23 protein-coding genes, 3 tRNA genes and 1 pseudogene are annotated in these 26989 nt (G+C 66.9%); 11 read left to right on the top strand and 16 right to left on the bottom strand.

Annotated features, from left to right (window positions below):
• Both pfkB and ptsP read right to left on the bottom strand, forming a co-directional pair.
• Window positions 1-928: pseudogene (gene pfkB / locus BMY22_RS12025) on the bottom strand (1-phosphofructokinase).
• Window positions 928-3810 (bottom strand): phosphoenolpyruvate--protein phosphotransferase, encoded by a 2883-nt coding sequence (gene ptsP, locus BMY22_RS12020; protein ID WP_090622227.1) that lies wholly within the window; start codon window positions 3808-3810, stop codon window positions 928-930. The pseudogene pfkB and the gene ptsP overlap by 1 nt, the downstream one beginning before the upstream one ends.
• Window positions 3811-3996: 186 nt before the next feature.
• Here ptsP and cra point away from each other — a divergent pair, with 186 nt between their 5' ends.
• Both cra and BMY22_RS12010 read left to right on the top strand, forming a co-directional pair.
• Window positions 3997-4992 (top strand): catabolite repressor/activator, encoded by a 996-nt coding sequence (gene cra / locus BMY22_RS12015; protein ID WP_090622225.1) that lies wholly within the window; start codon window positions 3997-3999, stop codon window positions 4990-4992.
• 13 nt (window positions 4993-5005) lie between these two features.
• Complete coding sequence (locus BMY22_RS12010) at window positions 5006-5788, top strand: TatD family hydrolase (RefSeq protein ID WP_090622223.1); 783 nt, start codon at window positions 5006-5008, stop codon at window positions 5786-5788.
• Between the two features lie 137 nt (window positions 5789-5925).
• On the opposite strand, the gene ampE is transcribed toward BMY22_RS12010, so the two are convergent.
• Together ampE and ampD are read right to left on the bottom strand one after the other, a co-directional pair.
• Complete coding sequence (gene ampE / locus BMY22_RS12005) at window positions 5926-6768, bottom strand: regulatory signaling modulator protein AmpE (protein WP_090622221.1); 843 nt, start codon at window positions 6766-6768, stop codon at window positions 5926-5928.
• Window positions 6765-7328, bottom strand: a complete 564-nt coding sequence (ampD, locus tag BMY22_RS12000) for a 1,6-anhydro-N-acetylmuramyl-L-alanine amidase AmpD (protein WP_090622219.1) — start codon at window positions 7326-7328, stop codon at window positions 6765-6767. Before ampD ends, ampE begins: the two co-directional genes overlap by 4 nt.
• 166 nt (window positions 7329-7494) lie before the next feature.
• On the opposite strand from ampD, the gene nadC reads away from it, so the two are divergent.
• Window positions 7495-8343: a carboxylating nicotinate-nucleotide diphosphorylase gene (nadC, locus tag BMY22_RS11995; protein ID WP_090622217.1), complete on the top strand. Its 849-nt coding sequence runs from the start codon at window positions 7495-7497 to the stop codon at window positions 8341-8343.
• Window positions 8344-8435: 92 nt separating this feature from the next.
• Here the strand turns inward: nadC and BMY22_RS11990 are convergent, their stop codons facing one another.
• Together BMY22_RS11990 and BMY22_RS11985 are read right to left on the bottom strand one after the other, a co-directional pair.
• On the bottom strand, window positions 8436-9137 hold the full coding sequence (locus BMY22_RS11990; protein WP_090622214.1) for a hypothetical protein: 702 nt from the start codon (window positions 9135-9137) through the stop codon (window positions 8436-8438).
• Between the two features lie 174 nt (window positions 9138-9311).
• Window positions 9312-9803: a pilin gene (locus BMY22_RS11985; protein ID WP_090622212.1), complete on the bottom strand. Its 492-nt coding sequence runs from the start codon at window positions 9801-9803 to the stop codon at window positions 9312-9314.
• 543 nt (window positions 9804-10346) lie between these two features.
• On the opposite strand from BMY22_RS11985, the gene pilB reads away from it, so the two are divergent.
• The 5 genes from pilB to yacG all read left to right on the top strand — a co-directional run bounded on the left by pilB (window position 10347) and on the right by yacG (window position 15363).
• Window positions 10347-12047, top strand: coding sequence for a type IV-A pilus assembly ATPase PilB (pilB, locus tag BMY22_RS11980; RefSeq protein ID WP_090622210.1), 1701 nt, complete (start codon window positions 10347-10349; stop codon window positions 12045-12047).
• A gap of 283 nt (window positions 12048-12330) precedes the next feature.
• Window positions 12331-13548: a type II secretion system F family protein gene (locus BMY22_RS11975; RefSeq protein ID WP_090622207.1), complete on the top strand. Its 1218-nt coding sequence runs from the start codon at window positions 12331-12333 to the stop codon at window positions 13546-13548.
• 2 nt (window positions 13549-13550) lie between these two features.
• Window positions 13551-14420, top strand: coding sequence for a prepilin peptidase (locus BMY22_RS11970; protein WP_090622205.1), 870 nt, complete (start codon window positions 13551-13553; stop codon window positions 14418-14420).
• Window positions 14421-14557: 137 nt separating this feature from the next.
• Entirely contained in the window at window positions 14558-15166 is a 609-nt protein-coding gene (coaE, locus tag BMY22_RS11965) for a dephospho-CoA kinase (RefSeq protein ID WP_090622202.1), read from the top strand.
• On the top strand, window positions 15163-15363 hold the full coding sequence (gene yacG / locus BMY22_RS11960) for a DNA gyrase inhibitor YacG (protein WP_090622201.1): 201 nt from the start codon (window positions 15163-15165) through the stop codon (window positions 15361-15363). Before coaE ends, yacG begins: the two co-directional genes overlap by 4 nt.
• A 119-nt stretch (window positions 15364-15482) precedes the next feature.
• Here the strand turns inward: yacG and BMY22_RS11955 are convergent, their stop codons facing one another.
• From BMY22_RS11955 to BMY22_RS11945, 3 genes are read right to left on the bottom strand one after another with little or no spacing between them, the layout of a single operon-like run.
• Window positions 15483-16169 carry an energy-coupling factor ABC transporter permease gene (locus BMY22_RS11955; protein WP_090622198.1) on the bottom strand — a complete coding sequence of 229 codons (687 nt, stop codon included), beginning with the start codon at window positions 16167-16169 and terminating at the stop codon, window positions 15483-15485.
• Window positions 16166-16633, bottom strand: a complete 468-nt coding sequence (locus BMY22_RS11950; RefSeq protein ID WP_090622197.1) for an FAD/FMN-containing dehydrogenase — start codon at window positions 16631-16633, stop codon at window positions 16166-16168. Before BMY22_RS11950 ends, BMY22_RS11955 begins: the two co-directional genes overlap by 4 nt.
• Window positions 16630-17055 carry a GNAT family N-acetyltransferase gene (locus BMY22_RS11945; protein WP_090622195.1) on the bottom strand — a complete coding sequence of 142 codons (426 nt, stop codon included), beginning with the start codon at window positions 17053-17055 and terminating at the stop codon, window positions 16630-16632. Before BMY22_RS11945 ends, BMY22_RS11950 begins: the two co-directional genes overlap by 4 nt.
• Before the next feature lie 317 nt (window positions 17056-17372).
• Between BMY22_RS11945 and BMY22_RS11940 the strand changes: the two genes are divergently transcribed.
• Together BMY22_RS11940 and BMY22_RS11935 are read left to right on the top strand one after the other, a co-directional pair.
• Entirely contained in the window at window positions 17373-17546 is a 174-nt protein-coding gene (locus tag BMY22_RS11940; RefSeq protein WP_090622267.1) for a DUF3094 family protein, read from the top strand.
• 62 nt (window positions 17547-17608) lie between these two features.
• Complete coding sequence (locus BMY22_RS11935; RefSeq protein ID WP_090622193.1) at window positions 17609-18907, top strand: NAD(P)/FAD-dependent oxidoreductase; 1299 nt, start codon at window positions 17609-17611, stop codon at window positions 18905-18907.
• Window positions 18908-19140: 233 nt separating this feature from the next.
• Here the strand turns inward: BMY22_RS11935 and BMY22_RS11930 are convergent.
• The 6 genes from BMY22_RS11930 to rluD all read right to left on the bottom strand — a co-directional run bounded on the left by BMY22_RS11930 (window position 19141) and on the right by rluD (window position 24000).
• Window positions 19141-19216: transfer RNA gene (locus BMY22_RS11930), tRNA-Lys, on the bottom strand.
• Window positions 19217-19234: 18 nt separating this feature from the next.
• Window positions 19235-19311 (bottom strand) — tRNA-Pro (locus tag BMY22_RS11925).
• Between the two features lie 9 nt (window positions 19312-19320).
• A tRNA-Asn gene (locus BMY22_RS11920) sits at window positions 19321-19396 on the bottom strand.
• A 162-nt stretch (window positions 19397-19558) separates the two neighbouring features.
• On the bottom strand, window positions 19559-22123 hold the full coding sequence (gene clpB / locus BMY22_RS11915; RefSeq protein WP_090622192.1) for an ATP-dependent chaperone ClpB: 2565 nt from the start codon (window positions 22121-22123) through the stop codon (window positions 19559-19561).
• Between the two features lie 180 nt (window positions 22124-22303).
• Window positions 22304-23029 carry a peptidoglycan editing factor PgeF gene (pgeF, locus tag BMY22_RS11910; protein WP_090622190.1) on the bottom strand — a complete coding sequence of 242 codons (726 nt, stop codon included), beginning with the start codon at window positions 23027-23029 and terminating at the stop codon, window positions 22304-22306.
• Complete coding sequence (rluD, locus tag BMY22_RS11905) at window positions 23026-24000, bottom strand: 23S rRNA pseudouridine(1911/1915/1917) synthase RluD (protein WP_090622266.1); 975 nt, start codon at window positions 23998-24000, stop codon at window positions 23026-23028. The genes pgeF and rluD overlap by 4 nt, the downstream gene beginning before the upstream one ends.
• 147 nt (window positions 24001-24147) lie before the next feature.
• On the opposite strand from rluD, the gene BMY22_RS11900 reads away from it, so the two are divergent.
• A complete protein-coding gene (locus tag BMY22_RS11900; protein ID WP_090622189.1) occupies window positions 24148-25161 on the top strand; it encodes an outer membrane protein assembly factor BamD in 1014 nt (337 codons plus the stop codon).
• Window positions 25162-25280: 119 nt separating this feature from the next.
• Here BMY22_RS11900 and BMY22_RS11895 read toward each other — a convergent pair whose 3' ends face one another.
• A complete protein-coding gene (locus BMY22_RS11895; RefSeq protein WP_208599270.1) occupies window positions 25281-26915 on the bottom strand; it encodes an NAD+ synthase in 1635 nt (544 codons plus the stop codon).
• Window positions 26916-26989: the final 74 nt, after the last annotated feature.

The following is a 26989-nucleotide window of genomic DNA, read 5'->3' as shown; positions in this document are numbered from 1 at the left end:
TCAAGCCAACGACGTGACCGTCACACCCGCTTCCAGGCGCGCCAGCTGTTCCCGATCATGGGATGCCAAAGCCCAGTTGGGTGACCGCCTGGGCGGCGATGGCAGTGGCCAGGCGCAGGCTGCGCTCGGCCGGCCAGCCTTCGAGCAGGCCGTGCAGGGTCGCGGCGAGCAGCGAATCGCCGGCGCCCACCGTGCTGAGCACCTCGACCCGGGGCGGCCGCGCTTCCAGCGCGATGCCCGGACCGAACCAGCTGACCCCGGCGGCGCCGCGCGACAGCAGCACATGCTCGACGCCCTGCTCGCGCAGGCGCAGCGCCGCGCCCGGCAGCTCGCTCGCGGCGACGCCGAGGGCCTCGGCCAGTTCCTCCTCGTTGGGCTTGACCAGCCAGGGCGCCGCCGCCAGGCCGGCGCGCAGGGCCGCGCCGCTGCTGTCCAGCACCAGCGGCACGCCACAGGCCTTGAGCCGGCGCAGCAGCACGGCGAGCCAGGCCGGGTCGACGCCCTGCGGCAGGCTGCCGGCGACCACCACGGCGTCGTGCCCGGCGACGATCGGCTCCAGACGCTCGAGCAGCGCGTCGCGGTGTTCGGCCTCGACCAGCGGCCCCGGCCCGTTGATGTCGGTGATCCGTCCGCTGCGCTCGGTCAGCTTGACGTTGCTGCGGGTTTCCCCGGGCACCCGGACGAAGACGTCGAGGAAGCCGCGGCGGTGGAACAGCGCCTCGAAGGGCGCGGCATTGGCCGCGCCGAGAAAGCCGCCGACGGTCACCCGGTGGCCCAGGTCGGCGAGTACCTGGGCGACGTTCAACCCCTTGCCGGCGGCATGGCTGATCAGCGCCTGGCCGCGGTTGACCGCGCCCGGCTGCAGGGTGTCGAGGCGCAGGGTCAGGTCCAGCGCCGGATTCAGGGTCAGGGTCAGGATGCGCGCCATCAGTGCGTCTCCCCGACCAGGTCGCGCACCGCACCGGCGCTCTCCAGCGCCAGCGCCCGCTGCGCCAGGGTGCGGCTGTGGGCGAAGTCCAGCTCGCGCACCCGCGCCTTGACCAGGGCGATGGAGCGGGCCGAGACGCTCAGCTCGTCCACCCCCAGGCCGACCAATAGAGGCACGGCGAGCATGTCGCTGGCCAGCTCGCCGCACACCCCGACCCACTTGCCCTCGGCATGGGCCGCCTCGACGGTCATGCCGATCAGTCGCAACACCGAAGGATGCAGGCCGTCGGCCTGGGCCGAGAGGGTCGGGTGGCCACGGTCGATGGCCATGGTGTACTGGGTCAGGTCGTTGGTGCCGATGCTGAAGAAGTCCACCTCGCGGGCCAGCACCGGCGCCAGCAACGCCGCCGAGGGCACCTCGACCATGATGCCGAGCTGCAGGTCGGCGACCGGGAGTTCCTCGCGCAGGCTCAGGGTCAGGTCGCGGGCGATGCGCCATTCCTCGACGCCGCCGACCATCGGGAACATGATCCGCAGCGGCCGGCCGTCGGCCGAGGCCAGCAGGGCGCGCAGCTGGGTTTCCAGGATGTCCGGGCGCTGCAGGCTGAGGCGGATGCCGCGCACGCCGAGGAAGGGGTTTTCCTCCGCCGGCATCGGCCAGTAGGGCAAGGGCTTGTCGCCGCCGACGTCCAGGGTGCGCACCACCAGCGGCCGCCCGCCGAGCCCGTCGAGCACGCGGCGGTATTCGGCTTCCTGGACGTGCCGGTCGGGCGCCTCGGCATGGTCCATGAACACCAGCTCGGTGCGCAGCAGACCGACGCCCTCGGCGCCCAGCTCGACCGCCTCGGCGCTTTCGGCGCTGGCGCCGATGTTCGCCGCCACCTCCACCGCGTGGCCGTCGCGGGTCACCGCCGGCAGCAGGCGCTCGGCATGGGCGTGCTCGCGGCGCAGCCGGTTGGCCTCGCGCTCGCGCCGAGCCTGTTCGAGGAGTTGGGCGTCCGGCGCGACGCGCAGCACACCGCGGTCGCCGTCGAGCAGCAGCAGGGTGCGCTGGGCCAGCGCCAGCACCCCCTCGCCGGCGCCGACGATGGCGGGAATCCCCAGGGCGCGGGCGATGATCGCGCTGTGCGCGGTAGCGCCGCCGCGGGCGGTGAGGATACCGGCCACGCGCTTGCGGTTGAGGCTGGCCACGTCGGAAGGCGCCACCTCGTCCATCACCAGGACGTAGGGCTCCTCCGGCTCGCTCGGCGCCTCGACGCCGCACAGGTGCGCCAGCACCCGCCGGCCGATGTCGCGCAGGTCGGCGGCGCGCTCGGCGAGCAGCACATCGTGGAGGGCTTCCTGCTGCTGCGCCGCCGCCTCGGTCTCGACGCTCCAGGCCGCCTCGGCGCTGAGCCCGTCGGCCAGGCGCGCAGTGACGTCCTCGCGCAGCGCCGGGTCGCGCAGCATCGCCTGGTGGGTGATGAAGATCTCGCGGATGTTGGTTTCCTCGCTGCCGTCGATCAGCCGCTGGATGTCCGCGGTGACCTGCGCCAGCGCGCTGTCCAGGCGCTGCAGCTCGATCAGCATGCCCTGGCCGCGCTGCGGATAGTCGAGCTCCAGCGGCGTGCGCACCAGCGCCGGACCGATGGCGATGCCCGGCGCGGCGGCGACCGCCTGCAGGCGCGCCCCTGCCGCCGGCGCCTGCGGGCGGGCGACGGGATTGGCAGCGGCGCTGGCCGCCGCCTCGGGGGACGGCGCCTCGCCATGCATCGCCAGCGGCTCGATGCTCTCGCCGAGGCCGGCCAGCACGGCGGCCTCGATGGCCGCCAGGGCATCGGCGGCGATCGCCGGCTCGGCGCTGAATTCCAGCTCCTGACCGCGCCGCGCACCGAGGGCCAGCAGCTTGCTCAGGCTCTTGGCCGATACCCCGCGGCCGGTTTCGCCGGCCAGGCGGATGCGGATCTCGCCCTCGAAGGCCAGGGCGACCTCGGTCAGCGCCTTGGCCGGGCGCGCGTGCAGACCGTGGGCGTTGGCCAGGACGACGCGCCGGCTCGGCCAGTCGTCCGGCAGCTCGGCGCCCAGGGCCTCCAGCACGGCGCGGCTGCAGGTGGCCTGGCTGAAAGTCGCGCCGCGCCCCTCGATCAGCAGGTCGCAGAGCCGTTCGAGCAGTTGGCGGTGCGCCTCGCCCAGACTGGCCAGGCAGAACAGCCCGGCCAGCGGCTGGCCGTGCAGGGTGAGCGGCTGGCCGGGGGTGACGAAGGCCAGTCCGGGCTGCTCCACGCTCTGCTCGCTGTGCAGCCACCAGAGCCCCTCGCCCAGCGGCAGCGGCTGGCTCTGCACCAGGCTGGCGGCGAAGCCGGAGACCGTGCAGCCGGCCCGCTTCAAGAGGCGCGCGCCCTGCCAGACCAGCTCGTCGAAATCCTCGGCGGCCACGCCCAGGCCGATCAGTTGGCTGTCCAGGGCGAGTTCGCGCGGCGCACCCTGCAGCAGCGCGACGATCTGTTCGGCCTCGCGGGCCTCGCGCAGCGCCTGGCTGAGATCGCCCTCGCCGAGGGCGCGGGTCAGCAGTTGCAGCAGGTGCAGGTGCTCGTCGGAGCGGGCGGCGATGGCGATGGCCAGGAAGACCCGCTGGCCGTTGCCCCAGTCCACGCCCTCGGGGAACTGGATCAGGCGCACGCCGGTGCGCAGCACCTGGTCGCGGGTTTCCGGGGTACCGTGGGGAATCGCGATGCCCTGGCCGAGGTAGGTCGAGCCCTGAGCCTCGCGGGCCTGCATGCCGGCGAGGTAGCCGGACTCCACCAGGCCGTCGTCGACCAGGCCCTCGGCCAGCAGCGCCAGCGCCGCCTGCTTGTCCGGCGCGTTGCGGCCCATGCGGATCTGCGCGGCATTCAACTCGAGCATGGAAATCTCCTAATTGTTCTGGTTCTGGCAAGAGCCACCGTCGAGCGCGGGCGACCCCGACCATCCTTTAAATAAGGATAGTCGGCGGGTCGCATGCTGAATCGTTTCATCACAAGGACTGGCACGTTACCCGATAATGGGTGATCCTTGAAGCCCTGCCGTCATGGCATTTCCCAGGACCCAACCTTGAAACTCAGCGACATCGCCCGCCTGGCCCAAGTGTCCGTCACCACCGCCAGCTATGTGATCAACGGCCAGGCCGCCCAGCGGCGCATCAGCCCAGCTACCGTGGAACGCGTGCTGGCGGTGGTCGAACGCCACGGCTATCTCCTCGACCAGCAGGCCGCCGGTCTGCGCCGCGGGCAGAGCCGCTGCCTGGGCTTCATCCTCCCCGACCTGGAGAACCCCAGCTACGCACGCCTGGCCAAGCTGCTCGAACAGGGCGCCCGCGCCGCCGGCTACCAGTTGCTGATCGCCAGCTCCGACGACGACCCGGCCAGCGAGCGCCAGCTGCTCGAACTGTTCCGCTCGCGGCGCTGCGACGCGCTGATCGTCGCCAGTTGCCTGCCGCAGGACGATCCGCTCTACCGCAATCTGGTCGAGGGCGGACTGCCGGTGATCGCCGTCGACCGCGCCCTCGACCCCGCGCACATCCGCTCGGTGGTCAGCGACGACCGGCAGGCCGGCGCCCAGCTCACCGCCAGCCTGCTCGCCCCGCCGCCGCGGCATATCGCCCTGCTCGACGCACGCTCCGAGCTGCCGATCAGCCAGGCCCGCGCACAGGGCTTCCGCCAGGCCCTGGAGGGCTTCGGCGGGACGGTCAGCGTCCACCACGCCGAGCAGTTCAGCCGGGCCTGCGGCTACCAGCAGATGAGCGCCCTGCTGCACAGTGCAGACCGGCCGGACGCCCTGGTGACCACCTCCTACGTGCTGCTGGAAGGCGTCTTCGAGGCCCTGCGCGACTACCCGGCAACGGAGTTCGCCGGGCTGCGCCTGGCCACCTTCGGCGACGCCCAGCTGCTGGACTTCGTGCCGCTGCGGGTCAATGCGATCTCCCAGCAGTTCGACCGGATCGCCGAACGGGTGCTCGACTGGACCCTGCGCGCCATCGAGGGGAACGACTACCTGCCCGGCGTCGAGGCCATCCCGCGGACCCTGAAGATCCGCTGCGAGCAAGCGTAGGAGTCCGTTGCCCGTGCGGCTGATCGACACCCACAACCACCTCGACTTCCCCGACTTCGACGCCGACCGCGCCGCCGTGCTGGCCCGCTGCCGGGCGCTCGGCGTCGGCCGCCAGGTGCTGGCCGGGGTGTACCGTGCGAACTGGCAGCGGGTGTGGGATCTGGCCGGCGCCGAGCCCGGCCTGTACGCCGCCTTCGGCCTGCATCCGCTGTATCTGGAGCGCCACGCCGCCGGCGATATCGAGGAGCTGGGCGCCTGGCTGCGGCGCCTGCGCGGCGAGGAACGGCTCTGCGCGGTCGGCGAGTTCGGCCTCGACTACTACCTGACGGAGCTGGACCGCAACCGCCAGCAGGCGCTGTTCGAGGCCCAGCTGCGCCTGGCCGCGGAGCTGGAACTGCCGGTGCTGCTGCACGTGCGCCGCGCCCATGCCGCGACCATCGCCACCCTCAAGCGCTTTCGCCTGAGCCGCGCCGGCATCGTCCATGCCTTCGCCGGCAGCCGGGAGGAAGCGCGGGAATACCTGAGGCTGGGCTTCCGCCTGGGCCTCGGCGGGGCGCCGACCTGGCCCCAGGCCAACCGCCTGCGCCGGGTCGTCGCCGAATTGCCGCTGGAGTCCGTGGTGCTGGAAACCGACGCCCCGGACATGGCGCCGGCGATGCACCCCGGCGTGCGCAACAGCCCGGAATACCTGCCGGAAATCTGCACGGCGATTGCCGCGCTCATCGGCATCGCGCCAGAGACCCTGGCCGAAGCCAGCACGCGCAACGCCTGCGAACTGTTCGGCTGGACCGACTGAGGCCGGTTTCAAACCCGTAGGGGGGTGCAACCCGCCACGTTTCGACATCGTCGTCGCCTTGAACAACGGCGGGTTTCACCCGCCCTACGAAAGCTCAACGCCGCATGGCCGAACGCAGCAGATCATGGATCTGACGCTCAGAGGAACAGGATCGCCAGCGCCAATACCACGTACCAGAGCATCCCGGCGCGCACCAGAAGCTGCCACAGCTCGTCCAGGGTCGCCACCCCCGCCTCGCCGGCCAGCACCGCTGCCTCCAGGCCCTCGTCGGCGGCACGCCCGGCCTCGATCACCAGTTTCGCCGCCGGCACCTCGCGGTTCGGCAGGTAGCGCAGCAACACGCGGAACACCGCCACGAAATTGCCGACCAGGGCGAAGCTCAGGGCCAGGGCGCGCGCCGGCAGCCAGTCGCAGAGGTGGCGCAGCCGCACCGAGCGTTCGCGCAGGAGCGGCTGCGCCGTGTGCTCGCAGGTAAGCGCCAGCAGGCGATAGGCCAGTGCCGCCACGGGGCCGAGCAGGGCGTACCAGAAGATCACCGCGAAGAAGCTCTGATAGGCCTGCCACAGCAGGTAGCCCTGCACCCGCCGCAGCAGCGACCGGCTTTCCTCGGCCTCCACCGCCAGGTCGCACTCGGCCGCCAGACAGGCGGCCTCGTCGTCGCCACGCCGCCAGGCCTCGCGGAACGGCTGCAGCTCGTTCAGCACATCGCCGCGCCCCAGGCTGTAGATCAGCACCAAGACATGCAGCGGCAACGCCAGCCAGCCGTAGAACGGCAGCGACAGCAACGCCAGCAGCACGCCCACCGCCAGCACCGGCAGCAGCACCAGACGAAACAGCGCCCGCCGCGGATCGTCGGCCAGGTCCGGGTCCATCTCGACCCGGTCCAGCAGCCGCAGCCAGAAGATGTCCTGCTGGAGGCGCAGGCGCCAGCGGGAGAACCGTTCCACCAGCAGCGCCAGCAGAAGCACCAGAAACGTCATTGCATATCTCCAGAGTCGGACAGCGCCGTGCGATAGCGCGTCCAGTCGAAGGCCGGCCCCGGATCGGTCTTGCGCTGGGGGGCGATATCGGCATGGCCGCAGATGCGCCGGACGTCGAGCGCCGGATAGGCCTGCTGCAGCAGCCGGGTGAGGGTCGTCAGGCTGGCGTACTGGGCGTCGCTGTAGGGCAGCTCGTCGGTGCCCTCCAGCTCGATGCCCAGGGAGAAATCGTTGCAGTTCTCGCGCCCCTCGAAGCACGACTGCCCGGCATGCCAGGCACGCTCCAGACAGGAAACGAACTGGGTGACCGCGCCGTCGCGCTCGATGAAGAAGTGTGCCGACACCCGCAGCGCGGCGATGGCGGCGAAATAGGGATGCTCGTCCGCCGGCAGGCCGTTGCGAAAGAACTGCTGCACCTTGCCGGTACCGAACTGCCCCGGCGGCAGGCTGATGCCGTGGATCACCAGTAGAGAAATCTCGCCCTGCGGGCGGGCATTGAAATTCGGCGACGGGCAATGGCGAATGCCGTGGCACCAGCCGGTGGAGGGGTCGAACTGCATGCGGCTCTCCTAAAAACAGCCGACACTCTAGAGCAGCCGGGCCTTCGGGCCAAGCGACGGCCCGTCGCGGCGCCCACCCTCCCCACCCTCCACGCCCCCGACACAGGCTCCCCGGACCGTCCCATCCCCCCTATAATCGGGCGCATCCCCCCTGCCGGAGCCCCCCATGCCAGACCTCATCCTTGCCGACTTGAGCGGCGAAATCGCGGCGAACGTCCGCCGCGCCCTGGCCGAGGACATCGGCAGCGGCGATCTCACCGCACAATTGATCCCCGAGGAACGCCAGGCCCGCGCCCGGGTCATCACCCGCGAGCCCGCGGTGATCGCCGGCCGCGCCTGGGTCGACGAGGTGTTCCGCCAGATCGACCCGCGCGTCGCCGTGCACTGGGAGGTCGTCGACGGCGAGCGGGTCGATGCCGACAAGCTGCTGTTCAGCCTGGAAGGCCCGGCCCGCGCCCTGCTCAGCGGCGAACGCAGCGCCCTGAACTTCCTCCAGACCCTCTCCGCCGTGGCCACCCGCTGCCGTCGCTACGCCGACCTGGTCGAGGGCACCCCGGTGCGCCTGCTGGACACCCGCAAGACCCTCCCCGGCCTGCGCCTGGCGCAGAAATACGCGGTCACCTGCGGCGGCTGCCATAACCACCGCATCGGTTTGTTCGACGCCTTCCTGATCAAGGAAAACCACATCGCCGCCTGCGGCGGCATCGCCGAGGCGGTCGCCGCGGCCCGGCGCATCGCCCCCGGCAAGCCGGTGGAAGTCGAAGTCGAAGACCTGGAGGAACTCGACCAGGCCCTGGCCGCCGGCGCCGACATCGTCATGCTCGACGAACTCAGCCTCGAGGACATGCACACCGCCGTGCGCCGCACCGCCGGCCGCGCCAAACTGGAAGCCTCCGGCGGCATCAACGACGGCAACCTGCGCCAGATCGCCGAGACGGGGGTGGACTACATCTCCCTCGGCACCCTGACCAAAGACATCAAGGCGGTCGATCTGTCGATGCGCTTGCAGTTGTGAAGAACGCCTTCCGTACCCTGTAGGGGGGTGAAACCCGCCGTCATGCCGATGGCGTTGCCGATAACCGCGCGGGTTTCACCCGCCCTACAAGGCTACGAATGCTCCGGCACGAAATCCGACATCCGCCGCGTTTGCGGGTCGAAGCAGATCGAACCGCGGCGATAAGACGACTCGATATCCACGCGAAAGCAGCCGTCCTGCTCATTCCAGATGGCGCCGTGGAGGATTTTTTCCAGACCCTGGCGGTCGGTCGTCAGCTCGCGGTACAGGTCCATGCGCTGCTGGAGCGGTTTCTCGCCGGTGAGTTGGCCCAGCGTATGCTGAACCACGAACTCCACGGGGTTCTCCGGCACCTCCACGTAGAAGTACTTCGGTGTCCATCCTGACAGCCGATCCAACTCACCCTCCGCGACATTCAGTTGGCGATAATCCTCCCGGTTGAGCACATAGAAGGTGTCGAACACTTGCACCACCGCCAGCGGACGAGCATTAGCCACCTGCCAGGCTCCCCCCCCTAGCGCGAGCACCTGCACCAGGGCGATCAACGACAGATCCCGGACCAGCTCCGCCCGGGGCTTTTGCGGATTGAACACGATCAGGGTCAGGCAGGGACCGAGCGCCAGATCGACCGCACCGACGATTCTCAGCCCTTCCCAACCGCCGGCGGCCTGGAACAGCCCGCCCGGGAAGAGCCATAACAACGCAACCGATATCGACAGGGCAAGAATCGCTAAACTGAGCAGAAGATGAAGTGCGAAGGCGCTCCAGCGATTGATTGGCTTCGACAGAACCATTCCAGATGAAACTCCAGATAACCCGAATTAAGGCAAGTCCAATGATGGCTACCGTAGAACGCGAACGCCCCGCATGAGGGCGGGGCGTTCGTAGTCCGTAAGGGGTGAAACCCGCCAGCATGCCGAGTGCGCTGTCAAAGCAACGCGGGCTTCACCCCCCCTAACAAGGCTTAATTACAGACCGCCCAGGACAGTCTGACGGCAGGATGCCGGGAAATATTTGAAATCCGTCGCTGCCGCATCAGTACCACACGACCAGCCCATTATAGTATCGCTGGCAGCACTCATCGCAGTTGTACGTGCAGCATCGGTAGTCGGCTGCAGAATAATATGAAAGGTGTCTGCTCCAGTAGCGACGTTTTGAACAGCACCGGAAGTAATAGTCCCCGTAGCGACATCAACAGCCATACCCGCAGCCATATACTTAGTCGACACGGTCGAGTTACAACCAGCCGCATCTGCATCAGCAGGGAAAGCAGCATTCGCTTGAATGAACTCGGATACAGCACTCTTGCAGCTATCGACCTGCAACATGACTTCAGTGATCTTGGATCGGGATGTGTAATCCTGATAGGCCGGCAGCGCCACAGCCGCCAGAATACCGATGATCGCCACCACGATCATCAATTCAATCAGGGTAAAACCTTTCTGCATTTGAGCTTTCATCAAATATCTCCTTGAAGTGTTCAGGCGTTGTTTCTGACCTGCCGCAGTCGTTGCAGGCGATGTGCCAGCCTTTCTCGATTCAACTTGGAGAAATCCCGCTTTCACGTCTCTCCGTGCCTTATCAACAACCACTGCAAGCCCCGCCATTGCTGGACTTTCAACCAAGAAATGACATGTATCACCACTCCTCGCCAACTTCTTCCGATGAGAATCGCATCACAAAACCAGACTTACCTATGCGACAAAGTGTCCGAACTTTTTAGCGACTCCAATACCCTGCATGACTATTCACTACAAAATACCAACCCCAAATCCGCCAACTCCTGACATTTTTTGTCACTTGCTCTTCGTGCATTTGGCAGAGCTTGGCAACTGGGTTATAAGGCAGGCCATTACTGCCATGGCAAATAGCCTGCATTGGTCGAAAAGTTTTCTCCGCTCTCCCTTTTAAAGGGGCTCCCCCTAGAGGAGGGAGCGCAAGGCTGACGGAGCACCTCGGCAGCAGCCAGTCATCTTCCCATTGCACAGAGAGCCGCCCATTCGATGACTAACGACGTTTCCCTCCCCGGCCTGGCGCGGCAGATGGTGCTGGCCGGACTGATCGACGAGAAGACCGCCCAGCAGGCGCAGGTGCAGGCGCAGCGCAACCAGACCTCGCCGATCACCTGGTTGGTACAGAACAAGCTGGCGAAGAGCCGGCCGCTGGCGGAGCTGGCCGCCGAGCAGTTCGGCATCGCCCTGTTCGACCTCAAGACGCTGGACAAGGAGAGCCAACCCCGGGACCTGGTCAGCGAGAAGCTGATCCGCCAGCACCGCGCCCTGCCCCTCTGGCGGCGCGGAAACCGGCTGTTCGTGGCGATCTCCGATCCGACCAACCACGAGGCGATCCGCGAGATCCGCTTCGGCACCGGCTTGAACACCGAGGCCGTGCTGGTCGAGGACGACAAGCTGGGCGAAGCCATCGAGAAGTACTTCGAGGGCGCCGGCATGGGCCTGGACGATCTCGGCGATGCCGACCTGGACGGCCTGGACACCGAGGCGGCCACCCAGAAGGACGACGAGGGCGAGCCGAACGGCGGTGCCGAGGACGCGCCGGTGGTGCGCTTCGTCAACAAGATGCTGCTGGATGCGATCCGCGGCGGTTCTTCCGACCTGCACTTCGAGCCCTACGAAAAGAGCTACCGGGTGCGTTTCCGTACCGACGGCATCCTCCACGAGGTGGCCAAGCCGCCGGTGCAGCTGGCGCCGAAGATCGCCGCGCGCCTCAAGGTGATGGCCGGGCTGGACATCTCCGAGCGGCGCAAGCCGCAGGACGGCCGGATCAAGATGAAGCTGTCGAAGACCAAGGCCATCGACTTCCGGGTCAACACCCTGCCGACCCTGTGGGGCGAGAAGACCGTGATGCGGATTCTCGACCCTTCCAGCGCGCAGATGGGCATCGACGCGCTGGGCTACGAGCCGGAGCAGAAGGCGCTCTACCTGGCGGCGCTGAGCCAGCCGCAGGGGATGATCCTGGTGACCGGCCCGACCGGCTCGGGCAAGACGGTGTCGCTGTACACCGGCCTGAACATCCTCAACACCCCGGAGGTGAACATCTCCACCGCGGAAGACCCGGTGGAGATCAACCTGGAGGGGATCAACCAGGTCAACGTCAACCCGCGCCAGGGCATGGACTTCTCCCAGGCGCTGCGCGCCTTCCTGCGCCAAGACCCGGACATCATCATGGTCGGCGAGATCCGCGACCTGGAGACCGCCGAGATCGCCATCAAGGCTGCGCAGACCGGCCACATGGTGATGTCCACCCTGCACACCAACAGCGCCGCGGAAACCCTGACCCGCCTGCGCAACATGGGGGTGCCCTCGTTCAACATCGCCACCTCGGTGAACCTGATCATTGCCCAGCGGCTGGCGCGCAAGCTGTGCGCCTGCAAGAAGGCGATGGAGATTCCCCGCGAGGCGCTGCTCGAGGAGGGTTTTCCCGAGGCGCGCATCGGCACCTTCAAACTCTACGCCCCGGTGGGCTGCGACAACTGCAACGGCGGCTACAAGGGCCGGGTCGGCATTTATGAAGTGGTTAAAAACACCCCGGCCCTGCAGCGGATTATCATGGAGGACGGCAACTCCATCGAGATCGCCCGGCAGATGCGCACCGACGGCTTCAACGACCTGCGCGCCTCGGCCTTGCTCAAGGCTATGCAGGGCGTCACCAGCCTGGAAGAAGTCAACCGCGTCACCAAGGACTAGCGCATGTTCACGAAATACCCGCTCGCGGCGGCGGCGATCCAGGCGTGGCGCCCTCCAGCGCCCTCTCCCCGGAACAGGCCACACACCCCGTAGGAGCCAGCTTGCTGGCGATGCTGGCGCGCGGGCAACGGATCGCCAGCAAGCTGGCTCCTACGACAAGCAGATTTGTAGGGCGGGTGAAACCCGCCAGACACGGCAAAGGTCCCGCGCCAACAATCGGCGGGTTTCACCCGCCCGACGCGAAGCGGTTCGCAAATCCAGATAATTCGATGGCAGGCCCAACATGGCGGAAAAAGCGTTAAAGACCAGTGTGTTCACCTGGGAGGGCACCGACCGGCGCGGCGCCAAGGTCAAGGGCGAACTGAGCGGGCAGAATCCGGCGCTGGTCAAGGCGCAGCTGCGCAAGCAGGGCATCAATCCGCTCAAGGTGCGCAAGAAATCCGCCTCGCTGTTCGGCGCCGGCAAGAAGATCACCCCGATGGACATCGCCCTGTTCACCCGGCAGATGGCGACCATGATGAAGGCCGGCGTGCCGCTGCTGCAGTCCTTCGAGATCATCGCCGAGGGCTTCGACAACCCGAACATGCGCACGCTGGTCGACGAGGTGAAGCAGGAAGTGGCGGCCGGCAACGGCTTCGCCAGCGCCCTGCGCAAGAAGCCGCAGTACTTCGACGACCTCTACTGCAACCTGGTGGACGCCGGCGAGCAGGCCGGCGCCCTGGAAAACCTGCTCGACCGGGTCGCCACCTACAAGGAGAAGACCGAGGCGCTGAAGGCCAAGATCAAGAAGGCGATGAACTACCCCATCGCCGTGGTGGTGGTGGCGATGATCGTCACGGCGATCCTGCTGATCAAGGTGGTGCCGCAGTTCCAGTCGGTGTTCGCCAACTTCGGTGCCGAGCTGCCGGCCTTCACCCTGATGGTCATCGGCCTGTCGGAGAGCCTGCAGGCGTCCTGGTACTACATACTGTTTGGGATGTTCATCGCGGCCTTCAGCCTCAAGCAGGCGCACCGGCGCTCGGAGAAGTTCCGCGACTGGACGGACCGCACCCTGCTCAAGCTGCCGATCGTCGGCGACATCCTCTACAAGTCGGCGGTCGCCCGCTTCGCCCGCACCCTGTCCACCACCTTCGCCGCCGGCGTACCGCTGGTCGAGGCGCTGGACTCGGTGTCCGGCGCCACCGGCAACGTGGTGTTCCGCACCGCCACCGACAAGGTCAAGGCCGACGTCACCACCGGCATGCAGCTGAACTTCTCCATGCGCACTACCGGCACCTTCCCGACCATGGCGATCCAGATGACCGCCATCGGCGAGGAGTCCGGCGCACTGGACGAGATGCTCGACAAGGTGGCGAGCTTCTACGAAGCCGAAGTGGACAACATGGTGGACGGCCTGACCAGCCTGATGGAGCCGATCATCATGTCGGTGCTCGGGGTGCTGGTCGGCGGCCTGATCATCGCCATGTACCTGCCGATCTTCCAGCTGGGGGCCGTGGTCTGAACATGTCCATTCACGATCTTCTCGCCGGTCCCGGGCCGGCCTTCGCGTTCTGTGCGGCGTTGCTGGGCCTGGTGGTCGGCAGTTTCCTCAACGTGGTGATCCATCGCCTGCCGAAGATGATGCTGCGCGACTGGCAGGCGCAGGCGCGGGAGGTGCTGGAGCTGCCCGGCGAGGCGCCGGGCGAGATATTCAACCTGCTGCTGCCCCACTCGCACTGCCCGCACTGCGGCCATGAGATCAAGCCCTGGGAGAACATCCCGCTGCTCGGCTGGCTGGCCCTGCGCGGCCGCTGCTCGGCCTGCAAGGCGCCGATCGGCGCGCGCTACCCGCTGGTGGAGCTGGCCTGCGGGCTGCTCTCGGCCCATGTCGCCTGGCATTACGGCCTCGACTGGCAGGCCGGCGCCATGCTGCTGCTCGGCTGGGGCCTGCTGGCCATGAGCCTGATCGACTACGACCATCAGTTGCTGCCGGACTCGCTGGTGCTGCCGCTGCTCTGGCTGGGGCTGATCCTCAACAATTTCGGGCTGTTCGTTTCCCTGGAGGACGCCCTCTGGGGCGCGGTCGCCGGTTATCTCAGCCTGTGGTCGGTGTACTGGCTGTTCAAGCTGCTTACCGGCAAGGAAGGCATGGGCTACGGCGACTTCAAGCTGCTGGCGATGCTCGGCGCCTGGGGCGGCTGGCAGATCCTGCCGCTGACCATCCTGCTCTCCTCGCTGGTCGGCGCCGTGCTGGGAATCGCCATCCTGCGCCTGCGCAAGGCCGAAAGCGGCACGCCGATCCCCTTCGGCCCCTTCCTCGCCATCGCCGGCTGGATCGCCCTGCTCTGGGGTGAGCAGATCGTCGGAACCTATCTGCAGTTTGCCGGCCTGTAGGGCGGGTGCAACCCGCCGTTTTCGGGTCGGCCCTTGGCATTTCCGGCGGGTTACACCCGCCCTACGCAAACTGCGAAGCGTTGCATATCCGCCGGCAACGCGGTATCTAGCACGGCACTTCGGCATGGGGAGCGCTCATGAAACCCTGGATTCTCGGCCTGACCGGCGGTATCGGCAGCGGCAAGAGCGCCGCCGCCCGGCATTTCAGCGCTCTCGGCGTTCATGTGGTGGATGCCGACCAGGCCGCACGCTGGGTGGTGGAGCCCGGTCGTCCGGCGCTGACGGAGATCGTCGGGCACTTTGGCCGGGAGATCCTGCTGGCGAACGGCAATCTGGATCGTGCCGCCCTGCGCCGGCGGGTGTTCCAGAGCGAGGAGGAGCGCCGCTGGCTGGAGCGCTTGCTGCACCCACTGATCCGCCAGGAGATTCTGGCCAGCCTGGAGCAGGCCTCCTCGCCCTATGCCATTCTGGAGTCGCCGCTGCTGGTGGAAACCGACCAGCACACGATGACCCAGCGTATCTTGGTCGTCGATGTTCCCGAATCCCTGCAGCTCGAGCGTGCCATGCAACGCGACGGAGCCGACCGGGAACAGATCGAGGCGATCCTCAAGGCCCAGGCCAGCCGCGAGGAACGCCGGCGCCATGCCGACGACGTGCTGGTGAACGACCGCGACCTGCCCTGGCTGCACGGCGAGGTCGAACGCCTGCACCGATTCTACCTGACCCTGCGCGGAGGCCAGCCATGAAGCAACCCCTGACGGTAACCTGTCCCACCTGCAAGGCGCCGGTCGAGTGGGGTCCGCAAAGCCCGCACCGGCCGTTCTGCAGCGAACGCTGCAAACTCATCGATCTGGGTGCCTGGGCAGCCGAAGAACACGCGATTCCCGGCGAAAATCTCGAGGACGAACTGTTTTCCGGGGATCTGCCGCCACGTGACCATTGACTTGCCTCAGGCGATCCGTAGGGGGGTGAAACCCGCCGCTTTCGCGGCCGGCCCTTGCCATTTCCGGTGGGTTGCACCCGCCCTACCCATGCGGCATCGACATCCTGCACGAGTGCAGATCACTGCGGCTCGTCGTCCTTCCAAGGCGCCTGCAGGTAGCGGCTGCGGTTGAAGGTTTCCAGCCACTCCGGGCAATACACCACCAGCCCGCTGACCACCGCGCCGTTGATGAACGCCTCGGGGAACATCACCAGCCACAGATAGCCGAGATAATCCAGCAGCCACGGCGGCATTTCGTAGCGGCCATCCATCCATAGCACACCGAAACCGGCCAGCAGGCAGGCCAGGGCGCTCAGCGCAGCCGGAAAGAAGCCCGAGCAGAAGATGTAGACGAACAGGTTGCGCGGCTGCGCGCGCTCGACCAGCAGGGCGCAGCCTTCGGTGATCGAGACCGGAATCGCCACCAGCAGCAGGCCGTTGACGCCCAGCGCCGCCAGGTCCTGACGTCCCAGAAGCAGCAGCCCGACCTGCGCGGCCAGTCCGGCGAGCATCGCCAGCGGCCAGTCGAGCAACAGAGTCACCGCGGTCATGCCGATGAAATGGAAGGACAGCCCGGAAACGAAATCGCGCCGTACCAGCCAGAGCAGGAACAGCGCCAGGATCGTGCCGAACAGCAGATGCTGGCGCCGACTGTCGCTGAACAGCTCCAGCCAGGGCGCACGCCAGATGGCATGGAGCATGAGCCCCAGATAGAACAGTCCGCCGATCAGCTGGGTACTGGACGCCAGTAGATCGGCAGCGATCACGGCCTCGCCTGCTCGAGGGCTGCGGACAGCGCGCCGGCATCGCCGAACTCGCGCCGGGCCCTCAACCACCCCTGCTCCAAGTCGAGCCACAGCACCTTGGCCGGATCGCCCGGGTAGCGGGCAGCGACGCGGGCGTCGCGGTCGAGCAGCACGCGATAGGGATAATCGCGCATCGCCGGCACAGCGAACAGGCGGGCGATCAGCGAAGGCATGCGGCTGATGTCGGCGACGAACACCGCCTGGCGCGCCTCCAGGTAGCCCTGCGGCCGCGCCTTGAGCGCCGCCTCGACCAGCCGGGCGCCATCCATGCTGCGCGCGACCAGCAGGATGCGGGTTTCCTCGCTCAGACTGTAGGCCTGCTCATGCTGGTCCAGCAGGGTCCAGGGGACGAGCCGCTCGCCCACCTCGAGCGCCTGCGCCCAGAACGACGCCAGGCAAAGCACGATACCGGCGAATAATCTCACTCGTTGCTCCTCCGTGAGGAATAGACCTGAATATCGCCGCGCCCCTCCCAGTCCGCCTGCGCCTCCCAGAAGGCCAGCGCCTGCGGCGCATCCCGGAGGACGAAGGCATGGGACTTGTCGATTCCCAGCCCCGCCAGCCTGGCCAGCGCCTCGTCCAGCAGCGCCCGGGCGAAACCGCGACCGCGGCAGGACTCGTCCACCGCCAGATGCTGGAGATAGCCGCGACGGCCGTCGTGGCCGACCAGCAGCGAAGCGACGATCCGCCCGTCGAGTTCGACCAGCAGGCTCAACCGAGGATTGCGTTCGAGATAGGCACAAAAGGGTTCGAAGTCGTCTTCGCTACGCAGCTGCAGGCCCGGCGTGCGCCGCCACAGCGCCAGCAAGGCCGGATGATCGGCAGGAATGATGGGGCGAACGGACATCGGAAACTCCGGGGCGCGGGCGACAAAGTCTACACCGGACGCAGCCTCACTCGCAGAAAGCAGGCTTGAAGCAGGCGGCAATCCGGCCCACCGCGCGGGCTCATTCGGATGCGCCTTTGGGAGGCAGCTCTTGAGGCGTCCCTCAAGCTTGGCATCGTTCCGTGATGCGAACTTTCGCCACATTGAAAATTTTAACCAAAAGACATCTTGCCAGCCGAGCGGCACAAGGAGTTATGATTCACGTCAACAATCCAGCGAGCATTTCGGTCACCCCGGGATGCTGTGCGGAAGAGTTTTTGCAGAATATCGAGCCCCGCATGCCGAGCCGTCTGAGCCCCGATGATCAGCAACGCGTCGATGACTACCTGAGCGCCCCGCAGCATCAGGTGGAACGCCAGCCGTTCCGCCCCTGGCGCCTCGCATTGATCGTGCTGACCGTGGTCGCCTGTCTGGGCCTGCTGAGCCGTATTCTGGGTCGTCTGGCGCTCTGAGCTGCCTCGCGCTCGCCCCCGCGACCCTACCCCGTTTTTTCTGGCCTTATGAGACTTTAGACATGACTCATCGCATCGTAATCGTCGGCGGTGGCGCCGGCGGCGTGGAACTCGCAACCCGCCTTGGCAAAACCATGGGCAGGAACTATCAGGCGAAGATCACCCTGGTCGACGCCAACATGACCCACCTGTGGAAACCGCTGCTCCACGAAGTCGCCGCCGGCTCGCTGAACTCGACCGGGGACGAACTGAACTACGTCGCCCAGGCCAAGTGGAACAACTTCGAATTCCAGTTCGGCCGCATGTGCGGGCTGGATCGGGCCAACAAGCGCATCCGCCTGGCCGCCCAACCGGCGCTGGAGGACCGCGCCCCGCTGCCCGAGCGCGAACTGGAATACGACACCTTGGTCATTTCCGTCGGCAGCACCACCAACGACTTCGGCACGCCCGGTGCCGCCGAGAACTGCATCTTCCTGGAAAGCCGCGACCAGGCCGAGCGCTTCCGTCGCTTGCTGCTCAGCCACTACCTGCGCGCCCATGCCAGCAACAATGACAGCCATCAGGTCAACGTCGCCATCGTCGGCGCCGGCGCCACCGGCGTCGAACTGGCCGCCGAGCTGCGCCATGCCTCCAAGGAACTGGTTGCCTATGGCCTAGAGCGCATCCCGCCGGAAAACCTGAGCATCACCGTGATCGAGTCCAGCCCGCGAGTCCTGGCCGCCCTGCCCGAGCGGATCAGCCGCTCGGCCCATGCCACCCTGGAAAGCCTCGGCGTCCGCGTACTCACCAACACCGCCGTCAGCGAAGTGACCTCGGAAGGCTTGAGGACCAAGGACGACCAGTTCGTCTCCGCCGACCTCATGGTCTGGGCCGCAGGCGTTCGCGCTCCCGCCTTCCTCACAAACCTGGATGGTCTGGAAACCAACCGTATCAACCAGCTGGTGGTGCGCCCGACCCTGCAGACCACCCTCGACGACGATATCTTCGCCTTCGGCGACTGCGCCTCCTGCCCGCAGCCGGGCACCGACCGCCCCGTGCCGCCGCGCGCCCAGGCCGCCCACCAGCAGGCCGCACTGCTGGCCAAGTCGATCTATCGCAAGCTCCAGGAAGACAAGCCCCTGCTCGAGTACCGCTACAGCGACCACGGCTCGCTGATTTCCCTGTCGAGCTTCTCGGCGATCGGCAACCTGATGGGCAACCTGACCGGCGACGTGACCCTGGAGGGCTGGCTGGCCCGCAAGTTCTACATCTCGCTCTACCGGATGCACCAGATGGCGCTGTACGGCACCTTCCGCACCCTGATGATGATGGTGGGCGACCGCTTCCGCAGTAGCACCGTGCCCCGCCTCAAGCTGCACTAAGTCCTTCCCGACCTTGCGGGCCGACCGGCCCGCAAGGCCTCCCCCGCCTCGCAACCCACACGGCAATCCGCAGTGCCGGGATGCCAACGACTCGACTCGACGGATCGGTCGAACAAAAACCTGGACGCACGAAAGCGCACCGGAAGAAGGTCTTCAGGCGCTGCAGAAATCAAAAATCTGATGATTAAGCTTAGAATCGAACCTTTCCAGGCATGAAAGGTGATTTTAGGAAGTGGTGGGTCGTGTAGGATTCGAACCTACGACCAATTGGTTAAAAGCCAACTGCTCTACCGACTGAGCTAACGACCCATATACGATGTGAAGCTATGGTCGGGGTAGAGAGATTCGAACTCCCGACATCCTGCTCCCAAAGCAGGCGCGCTACCGGACTGCGCTATACCCCGTCTGAAAGCTGGCTCCGCGACCTGGACTCGAACCAGGGACCCAATGATTAACAGTCATTTGCTCTACCGACTGAGCTATCGCGGAACTTTCATCGCTTCTTGCCTGCCGCGACGCTGGAACCCCATCGCCGTTGCAGTGGCGCGCATTTTACGGCTCTAGACGCCCCTGTCAACCCTTGAAAATGCTTTTTGCAGCAATCACTTATTTTCGCTCTCTCCCCAAGGGGGAGAGAGCGAGAAGCGCGACTCAGGAGAAGACGATCTCGTCGCCCTCTACCCGGGCGGAGATCTTCGCGCCAGGGACGAACTGGCCGGCGAGGATCCGCTGCGCCAGCGGGTTCTCGATCCAGCGCTGGATCGCCCGCTTGAGCGGCCGGGCGCCATACACCGGGTCGTAGCCGACGGCGATCAACTTATCCAAGGCCTCGGCGGAGAGTTCGAGACTCAGTTCGCGCTCGACCAAGCGTCGACGCAGACGCCCCAGCTGGATCTCGGCGATGCCCGCGATCTGCTCGCGGGCCAGCGGGTCGAAGACCACCACCTCGTCGATGCGGTTGATGAACTCCGGCCGGAAGTGGTGGCTCACCGCATCCATCACCGCCGCCCGCTGGGCCTCGCGATCGCCGGCCAGTTCCTGGATCTGCACCGAACCGAGGTTGGAGGTCATCACCACCACGGTGTTCTTGAAGTCCACGGTACGCCCGTGACTGTCGGTCAGACGGCCGTCCTCCAATACCTGCAGGAGGACGTTGAACACGTCGGGATGGGCCTTCTCCACCTCATCCATCAGCACCACCGAGTAGGGCTTGCGACGCACCGCCTCGGTCAGGTAACCCCCCTCCTCGTAGCCGACGTACCCCGGAGGGGCGCCGATCAGCCGGGCCACCGAGTGCTTCTCCATGAACTCGGACATGTCGATGCGTACCAGCGCCTCCTCGGTATCGAAGAGGAACTCGGCCAGCGCCTTGCACAGTTCGGTCTTGCCCACCCCGGTCGGGCCGAGGAACAGGAAGGAGCCGCTCGGCCGGTTCGGGTCGGCGAGGCCAGCACGGGAGCGCCGCACCGCGTTGGCCACGGCGACCACCGCCTCGTGCTGGCCGATCACCCGCTGGTGCAGCAACTCCTCCATCTTCAGCAGCTTCTCGCGCTCGCCTTCGAGCATCTTGGCCACCGGGATGCCGGTCCACTTGGACACCACCTCGGCGATTTCCTCGTCGGTGACACGGTTGCGCAGCAGCTGGTTTTCCCGCGGCTCGCCCGTGTCGACGCTGGCCAGCTTGCGCTCCAGCTCGGGAATCAGGCCGTACTGCAGCTCGGCCATGCGGTTCAGGTCGCCCTTGCGCCGCGCCGCCTCCAAGTCCAGCTTGGCCTGCTCGAGCTGTTGCTGGAGCTGCGCCGAGCCCTGTACCTCGGCCTTCTCCGACTTCCAGATCTCCTCGAGGTCGGCATACTCGCGCTCGAGCTTGACGATGTCCTCCTCGAGCTTGGCCAGACGTTTTTTGGTCGCCTCGTCGGTTTCCTTCTTCAGCGCCTCGCGCTCGATCTTCAGCTGGATCAGCCGGCGTTCGAGGCGATCCAGCGCCTCGGGCTTGGAGTCGATCTCCATGCGGATGCGGCTGGCCGCCTCGTCGATCAGGTCGATGGCCTTGTCCGGCAGCTGGCGGTCGGTGATGTAGCGGTGCGACAGCTTAGCCGCAGCGATGATCGCACCGTCGGTGATGGTCACCCCGTGGTGCACCTCGTAGCGCTCCTTGAGGCCGCGGAGGATGGCGATGGTGTCCTCCTCGCTCGGCTCGTCCACCAGGACCTTCTGGAAGCGGCGCTCCAGCGCGGCGTCCTTCTCGACGTACTGGCGGTACTCGTCGAGCGTGGTGGCACCGACGCAATGCAGCTCGCCGCGCGCCAGGGCGGGCTTCAGCATGTTGCCGGCATCCATGGCGCCCTCGGCCTTGCCGGCGCCGACCATGGTGTGCAGCTCGTCGATGAACAGGATGACCCGCCCTTCCTGCTTGCCCAGCTCGTTGAGCACCGCCTTCAGGCGCTCCTCGAACTCGCCGCGGAACTTGGCGCCGGCGATCAGCGCGCCCATGTCCAAGGCCAGCAGGCGCTTGTCCTTGAGGCCGTCCGGCACCTCGCCGTTGATGATCCGCTGGGCCAATCCCTCGACGATGGCAGTCTTGCCCACGCCCGGCTCGCCGATCAGCACCGGGTTGTTCTTGGTCCGACGCTGCAGGACCTGGATGGTGCGGCGGATCTCGTCGTCGCGGCCGATCACCGGATCGAGCTTGCCCTCCTCGGCTCGCGCGGTCATGTCGACGCAGTACTTGTCCAACGCCTGGCGGGACTCCTCGGCATTCGGATCGTTCACCGCCTGGCCGCCACGCAGGTTGTTGACGGCATTTTCGATGGCCTTCTTCGACACGCCCTGATCGAGCAGCAGCTTGCCCAGGCGAGTGCTGCCGTCCAGCGCGGCGAGCAGCACCAGCTCGCTGGAGATGAACTGGTCGCCCTTCTGTTGGGCCAGGCGGTCGGCCTGGTTGAGCAGCCTTGCCAGGTCCTGGGACAGGTTCATGTCACCGGTGGGGTTCTGCAGCTTGGGCAGTTGCTCGAGCGCCTGGCTCAGCGCCTGGCGCAGGCCGTTGATATCGAAGCCGACCTGCATCAGGAGCGGCCGGATCGAACCGCCCTGCTGATCGAGCAGCGCCTGCATCAGGTGCAGTGGCTCGATGGCGGCATGATCGAGACCGACCGCCACGGACTGGGCATCGGACAGGGCAAGTTGCAGTTTGCTGGTCAATCGGTCGATTCGCATGAAGTCATCCTTTCGGTAAGGAGCAGGCCGGCGCGATGAGGGCGCCTGAAGCCCGTAGGGGCCTGCCGAGATGAAGCATAGATAAGGATGATTAGCGGGGATTCAAGGTCGCGGAATTGATCCGCGTCAGCACCGAGGGTATCGGCAGGAGCGCCGGCGCCATGCGGCGAACGGCGCCGATCAGGAGGCCAGCCAGACCAGACTGGCGAAGCGACCGGTGCGGGGGCTGCGGCGGTAGGAGTAGAAGCGCGCGTCGCTGAAGGCACAGAGGCCGCCGCCGTATATGGCCTCGACGCCGCGAGCGGCCAGGCGAATGCGCGCCAGCCGGTAGAGGTCGGCCATGAAGCGGCCCGGGTTGCGGCTCGCCCCGAAGGCCGTCGCCGCCTGCGGATGCCGCTCGAGGAAGGCCGCACGCACCTCCGGACCGACCTCGAAGGCCGCCGGACCGATGGCCGGTCCGAGCCAGACCAGCACGTCCCGCGGCACCACGGCCAGGGCATCGAGGGTCGACTCCAGCACGCCACCGGCCAGTCCTCGCCAGCCGGCATGGGCCGCCGCCACCCGGGTGCCGGCGCGGTCGCAGAACAACACCGGCAGGCAGTCGGCCGTGAGGATCGCGCAGGCGACACCGGTCCGCTCGGTCCAGCTGGCATCGGCCTCGGGGCTCAGCGCCGGATCGGCCGGCACCACGTCCACGCCATGCACCTGACGCAGCCAGGCGGGTTCGCAACCGAGGCCGGCCCGCAGCCGCCGACGGTTCTCGGCAACGGCCGCCGGCTCATCCCCGACATGGTCGCCGAGATTGAGGGTATCGAAGGGAGCAGCGCTGATGCCACCCTCGCGGGTCGTCACGCTGGCGCGCACGCGTGCCGGCGCAGGCCAGTCCGGCGTCAGCCAGGCGCTCATCCGACGAATGCCTGGCTGTCCTGGCGCAGCAGCGTCAACAGCCAGACGAGATCGTCCGGCAGCGGCGCCTCCCATTTCAGACGCTCGCCGCTGAGCGGATGATCCAGTTCGAGGAAGCGTGCGTGCAAGGCCTGGCGCGGGAACTCCTTGAGCGACTGCACCAGGGTCTGGCTGGCCGCCGGCGGAATACGGAAACGCCCGCCATAGAGCGGATCGCCCACCAGCGGGTAGCCGACATGCGCCATGTGCACGCGGATCTGGTGGGTACGCCCGGTCTCCAGCTTGATACGGGTATGGGTATGCGCGCGGAAGCGCTCGAGCACGCGATAGTGGCTGACCGCCGGCTTGCCGCCCTCGACCACCGCCATGCGCTGGCGCTGCTGGCCGTGGCGACCGATCGGCGCGTCGATCTTGCCGCCGGAGGTAATCACACCGATCACGATGGCCTCGTAGATGCGGCTGACGCTGCGCGCCTGCAACTGCTCGACCAGCCGGGTCTGCGCCTGCAGGGTCTTGGCCACCACCATCAGGCCAGTGGTGTCCTTGTCCAGGCGATGGACGATGCCGGCGCGCGGCACATTGACCAGTCCCGGCACATGGTGCAGCAGCGCATTGAGCAGGGTACCGTCGGCATGCCCGGCAGCCGGATGCACGACCAGCCCGGCCGGCTTGTCGAGCACCAGGATCTGCTCGTCCTCGTAGACGATGTCCAGCTCGATGTCCTGGGCGACCCACTCGCCCTGCGCCTGCTGCTCGGCATCCAGCTCGAGCAGGGCGCCGCCATGGACGGTGTCGCGGGGACGCAGCACGGCGCCGTCCACGGTCAGGCGCCCGTCCTTGATCCAGGCGGCCAGGCGCGAGCGCGAATGTTCGGAGAAAAGTTGTGCGGCGACCTGGTCGAGGCGTTGGCCGCCCAGCTCGAAGGGGACTTCGGCACGAAGTCGAATGGCCTGATCGTTGTGTATTGACATGCTCGGCAACGGCGGGGCACGGCCTTTGGTTTCGGCCATGCGCTTGTGGTTAAATACGGCCCCTCTGCCCCCGCTCACGCAGGGCACTCATCATAACAGGACGGCCCCGCCCCCGACAGCCGGCCGTCACAGGGACGCACAGCCTCCATGCACCTGAAACACCTGCTGCTGATCGCCACGCTCGCTCTCATCGCCGCCTGCGGATCGAAGAAGGAGAAAGAGGACGCCGTCGACGAGAACCTCAGCGAGACCGAGCTGTACCAGCAGGCCCAGACCAACATTGGCAACAATGACTACAACGCCGCGATCACCAAGCTGAAGGCCCTGGAGTCGCGCTATCCGTTCGGCCGTTACGCCGAGCAGGCCCAGCTGGAACTGATCTACGCCTACAACAAGACCCAGGAGCCGGAAGCCTCGCGTTCGGCCGCCGAGCGCTTCATCCGCCTGCATCCGCAGCACCCCAACGTCGACTACGCCTACTACCTCAAGGGCCTGGCCTCCTTCGACCAGGATCGCGGCATGCTGTCGCGCTTCCTGCCGCTGGACATGACCAAGCGCGACCCGGGCGCGGCACGCGACTCCTTCAACGAATTCGCCCAGCTCACCAGCCGTTACCCGAGCAGCCGCTATGCGCCGGATGCCAAGGCGCGCATGGTCTACCTGCGCAACCTGCTGGCCGCCTACGAGATCCACGTCGCCCATTACTACCTCAAGCGCGAAGCCTATGTGGCCGCGGCCAACCGCGGTCGCTACGTCGTGGAAAACATGCAGGAAACACCGTCGGTGGGCGACGGTCTGGCGGTGATGGTCGAGGCCTACCAGCGCCTCACCCTGGACGAGCTGGCCGACACCAGCCTGGAAACCCTGAAGCTGAACTACCCGGACCACCCCAGCCTGCAGAACGGCCAGTTCGTGCCGCTGGAAGAAGAGGACGACAACCGCTCCTGGCTGGGCAAGGCCACCCTGGGCCTGCTCGAGCGCGCGCCGCCGCTGCCCCCGGGCGAAACCCGCGCCAACCAGGACGTCCGCCGCATGTACGAAGAGTCCCGACAGGAAATCCGCACCGAGCTGAAACAGGGCGAGGCGGCGAAGGAAGACGTCGAGGCCGCCGACCGCAAGCCCAAGCGCGCCTGGTGGAACCCCCTCCGCCTGCTCGACTGAACCCGGGCGCTACGAACGAGAAGGGAGGCCCGAGGGCCTCCCTTCTCGCTTTTGGCACGCCGGCTGACGACAGGCCTGCCGGGGTGGGTACGAAAAATGCCCACCCGCCCCGCGTTCGCTCAGTCCCCGAGTCGCCAGCCGGAGGTGATCGGATAGCGCCGGTCCCGGCCGAAGCTGCGCTGGGTCACCCGCACGCCTACGGCCGCCTGACGGCGCTTGTACTCGTTGAGGTCGACCAGGCGCAGCACCCGCCTGACGGTATCCTCGTCGAACCCCTCGGCGATGATCGCGTTGGCCGAGAGGTCGTACTCGACGTACAGCGTGAGGATCTCGTCGAGCACCGGATAGGGCGGCAGCGAGTCCTCGTCCTTCTGGTCGGGCGCCAGTTCGGCCGACGGCGGACGATCGATGACCCGTTGGGGAATCACCGCGCCCAGACCGTTGCGATAGTCGCAGAGGCGGAACACCAGGGTCTTGGGCACGTCCTTGAGCACGTCGAAACCGCCGGCCATGTCGCCGTAGAGGGTCGCGTAGCCCACCGCCATCTCGCTCTTGTTGCCGGTGGTCAGCACCAGATAGCCTTTCTTGTTGGAGATCGCCATCAGCAGGGTGCCGCGGCAGCGCGCCTGCAGGTTCTCCTCGGTGGTATCCCGACCGAGTCCCTCGAACACCGGTGCCAGGGTGTCCATGAACGCCTCGACCATCGGTGCGATCGGCAGCACCCGGTAGGTGACGCCCAAGGCTGCGGCCTCCGCCTCGGCATCCTCGAGGCTCATCTGCGCCGTATAGCGGTAGGGCATCATCACCGCCTCGACCTGCTCCGCACCGAGCGCATCCACCGCCACGGCCAGGGTCAACGCCGAGTCGATGCCGCCGGACAGCCCCAGAATCACCCCCTTGAAGCCATTCTTGCGCACGTAGTCGCGCACCCCCAGCACCAGCGCCTGGTAGACGCTCGCCTCCAACTCGGGCAGCGGCGCACAGCTGGCGGCGCGCGGCCGCACCGCGCCGTCGTCCTCGACGCTCAGATCGACCGGATAGAGCCCTTCGGCGAAGGCCGGCGCACGCTGGACGACCTGGCCGCCCGCCGCGACCACGCAAGAACCGCCGTCGAACACCAGTTCGTCCTGGCCGCCGACCTGGTTGACGTAGACCACCGGCATGCCGCCCTCGACCGCCCGGGCGGCGAGAACCTCCTCCCGCTCGCGCTGCTTGTCCAGGTGAAAGGGCGAGGCATTCAGGCTGAGGATCAGCCGCGCACCGGCCTCTTTCGCCTGGCGCATGGGGCCGGGGAACCAGATGTCCTCGCAGATCGACAGGGCCACCGGCACGCCCTTGATATCCAGCAGGCAAGCCTCGCTGCCCGACTCGAAGTAGCGCCGCTCGTCGAACACCCGGTAGTTCGGCAGATGCTGCTTGTAGTAGCGCGCCAGCAGCTCGCCATCGGCGATCACCGCGGCGGCATTGAAACGCTGTCCGTCCTCCAGCCAAGGGTAGCCGAGCACCAGATAGATGCCCCGCACCTCGTCCTTGAGTCGCTGCAGGCCTTGCTCGATACGCAACTGCATGCTCGAGCGCAGCAGCAGATCCTCCGGCGGATAGCCGCACAACGCCAGTTCGGGAAACACGATGACATCCGCGTCCCAGTCGTCGCGCGCGCTGCAGGCCGCCTCGAGGATGCGCTCGACGTTGCCGTGCACATCGCCGACGCGCAGATTCAGTTGGGCCATCACGACCCGCAGGGTTTGGCTCATGGCCGTCTCCACCGATGAAAGTGACGTGCCCGGCATACGCACGGGCGCGCTTCGAAAAATCCATTCTCCCGCAT

Source organism: Azotobacter beijerinckii (assembly GCF_900110885.1).
Taxonomy (GTDB): Bacteria; Pseudomonadota; Gammaproteobacteria; order Pseudomonadales; family Pseudomonadaceae; genus Azotobacter; species Azotobacter beijerinckii.
This window is presented reverse-complemented; position numbering and strand designations above follow the sequence as displayed.

Coding starts and splice junctions, on each gene's coding strand:
- ptsP (WP_090622227.1), bottom strand. CDS start 3,810: ATGCTCGAGTTGAATGCCGCGCAGATCCGCATGGGCCGCAACGCGCCG.
- ampE (WP_090622221.1), bottom strand. CDS start 6,768: ATGACGTTTCTGGTGCTTCTGCTGGCGCTGCTGGTGGAACGGTTCTCC.
- ampD (WP_090622219.1), bottom strand. CDS start 7,328: ATGCAGTTCGACCCCTCCACCGGCTGGTGCCACGGCATTCGCCATTGC.
- nadC (WP_090622217.1), top strand. CDS start 7,495: ATGCCAGACCTCATCCTTGCCGACTTGAGCGGCGAAATCGCGGCGAAC.
- BMY22_RS11990 (WP_090622214.1), bottom strand. CDS start 9,137: ATGGTTCTGTCGAAGCCAATCAATCGCTGGAGCGCCTTCGCACTTCAT.
- BMY22_RS11985 (WP_090622212.1), bottom strand. CDS start 9,803: ATGAAAGCTCAAATGCAGAAAGGTTTTACCCTGATTGAATTGATGATC.
- pilB (WP_090622210.1), top strand. CDS start 10,347: ATGACTAACGACGTTTCCCTCCCCGGCCTGGCGCGGCAGATGGTGCTG.
- BMY22_RS11975 (WP_090622207.1), top strand. CDS start 12,331: ATGGCGGAAAAAGCGTTAAAGACCAGTGTGTTCACCTGGGAGGGCACC.
- BMY22_RS11970 (WP_090622205.1), top strand. CDS start 13,551: ATGTCCATTCACGATCTTCTCGCCGGTCCCGGGCCGGCCTTCGCGTTC.
- coaE (WP_090622202.1), top strand. CDS start 14,558: ATGAAACCCTGGATTCTCGGCCTGACCGGCGGTATCGGCAGCGGCAAG.
- yacG (WP_090622201.1), top strand. CDS start 15,163: ATGAAGCAACCCCTGACGGTAACCTGTCCCACCTGCAAGGCGCCGGTC.
- BMY22_RS11945 (WP_090622195.1), bottom strand. CDS start 17,055: ATGTCCGTTCGCCCCATCATTCCTGCCGATCATCCGGCCTTGCTGGCG.
- BMY22_RS11940 (WP_090622267.1), top strand. CDS start 17,373: ATGCCGAGCCGTCTGAGCCCCGATGATCAGCAACGCGTCGATGACTAC.
- BMY22_RS11935 (WP_090622193.1), top strand. CDS start 17,609: ATGACTCATCGCATCGTAATCGTCGGCGGTGGCGCCGGCGGCGTGGAA.
- clpB (WP_090622192.1), bottom strand. CDS start 22,123: ATGCGAATCGACCGATTGACCAGCAAACTGCAACTTGCCCTGTCCGAT.
- pgeF (WP_090622190.1), bottom strand. CDS start 23,029: ATGAGCGCCTGGCTGACGCCGGACTGGCCTGCGCCGGCACGCGTGCGC.
- rluD (WP_090622266.1), bottom strand. CDS start 24,000: ATGTCAATACACAACGATCAGGCCATTCGACTTCGTGCCGAAGTCCCC.
- BMY22_RS11900 (WP_090622189.1), top strand. CDS start 24,148: ATGCACCTGAAACACCTGCTGCTGATCGCCACGCTCGCTCTCATCGCC.
- BMY22_RS11895 (WP_208599270.1), bottom strand. CDS start 26,915: ATGAGCCAAACCCTGCGGGTCGTGATGGCCCAACTGAATCTGCGCGTC.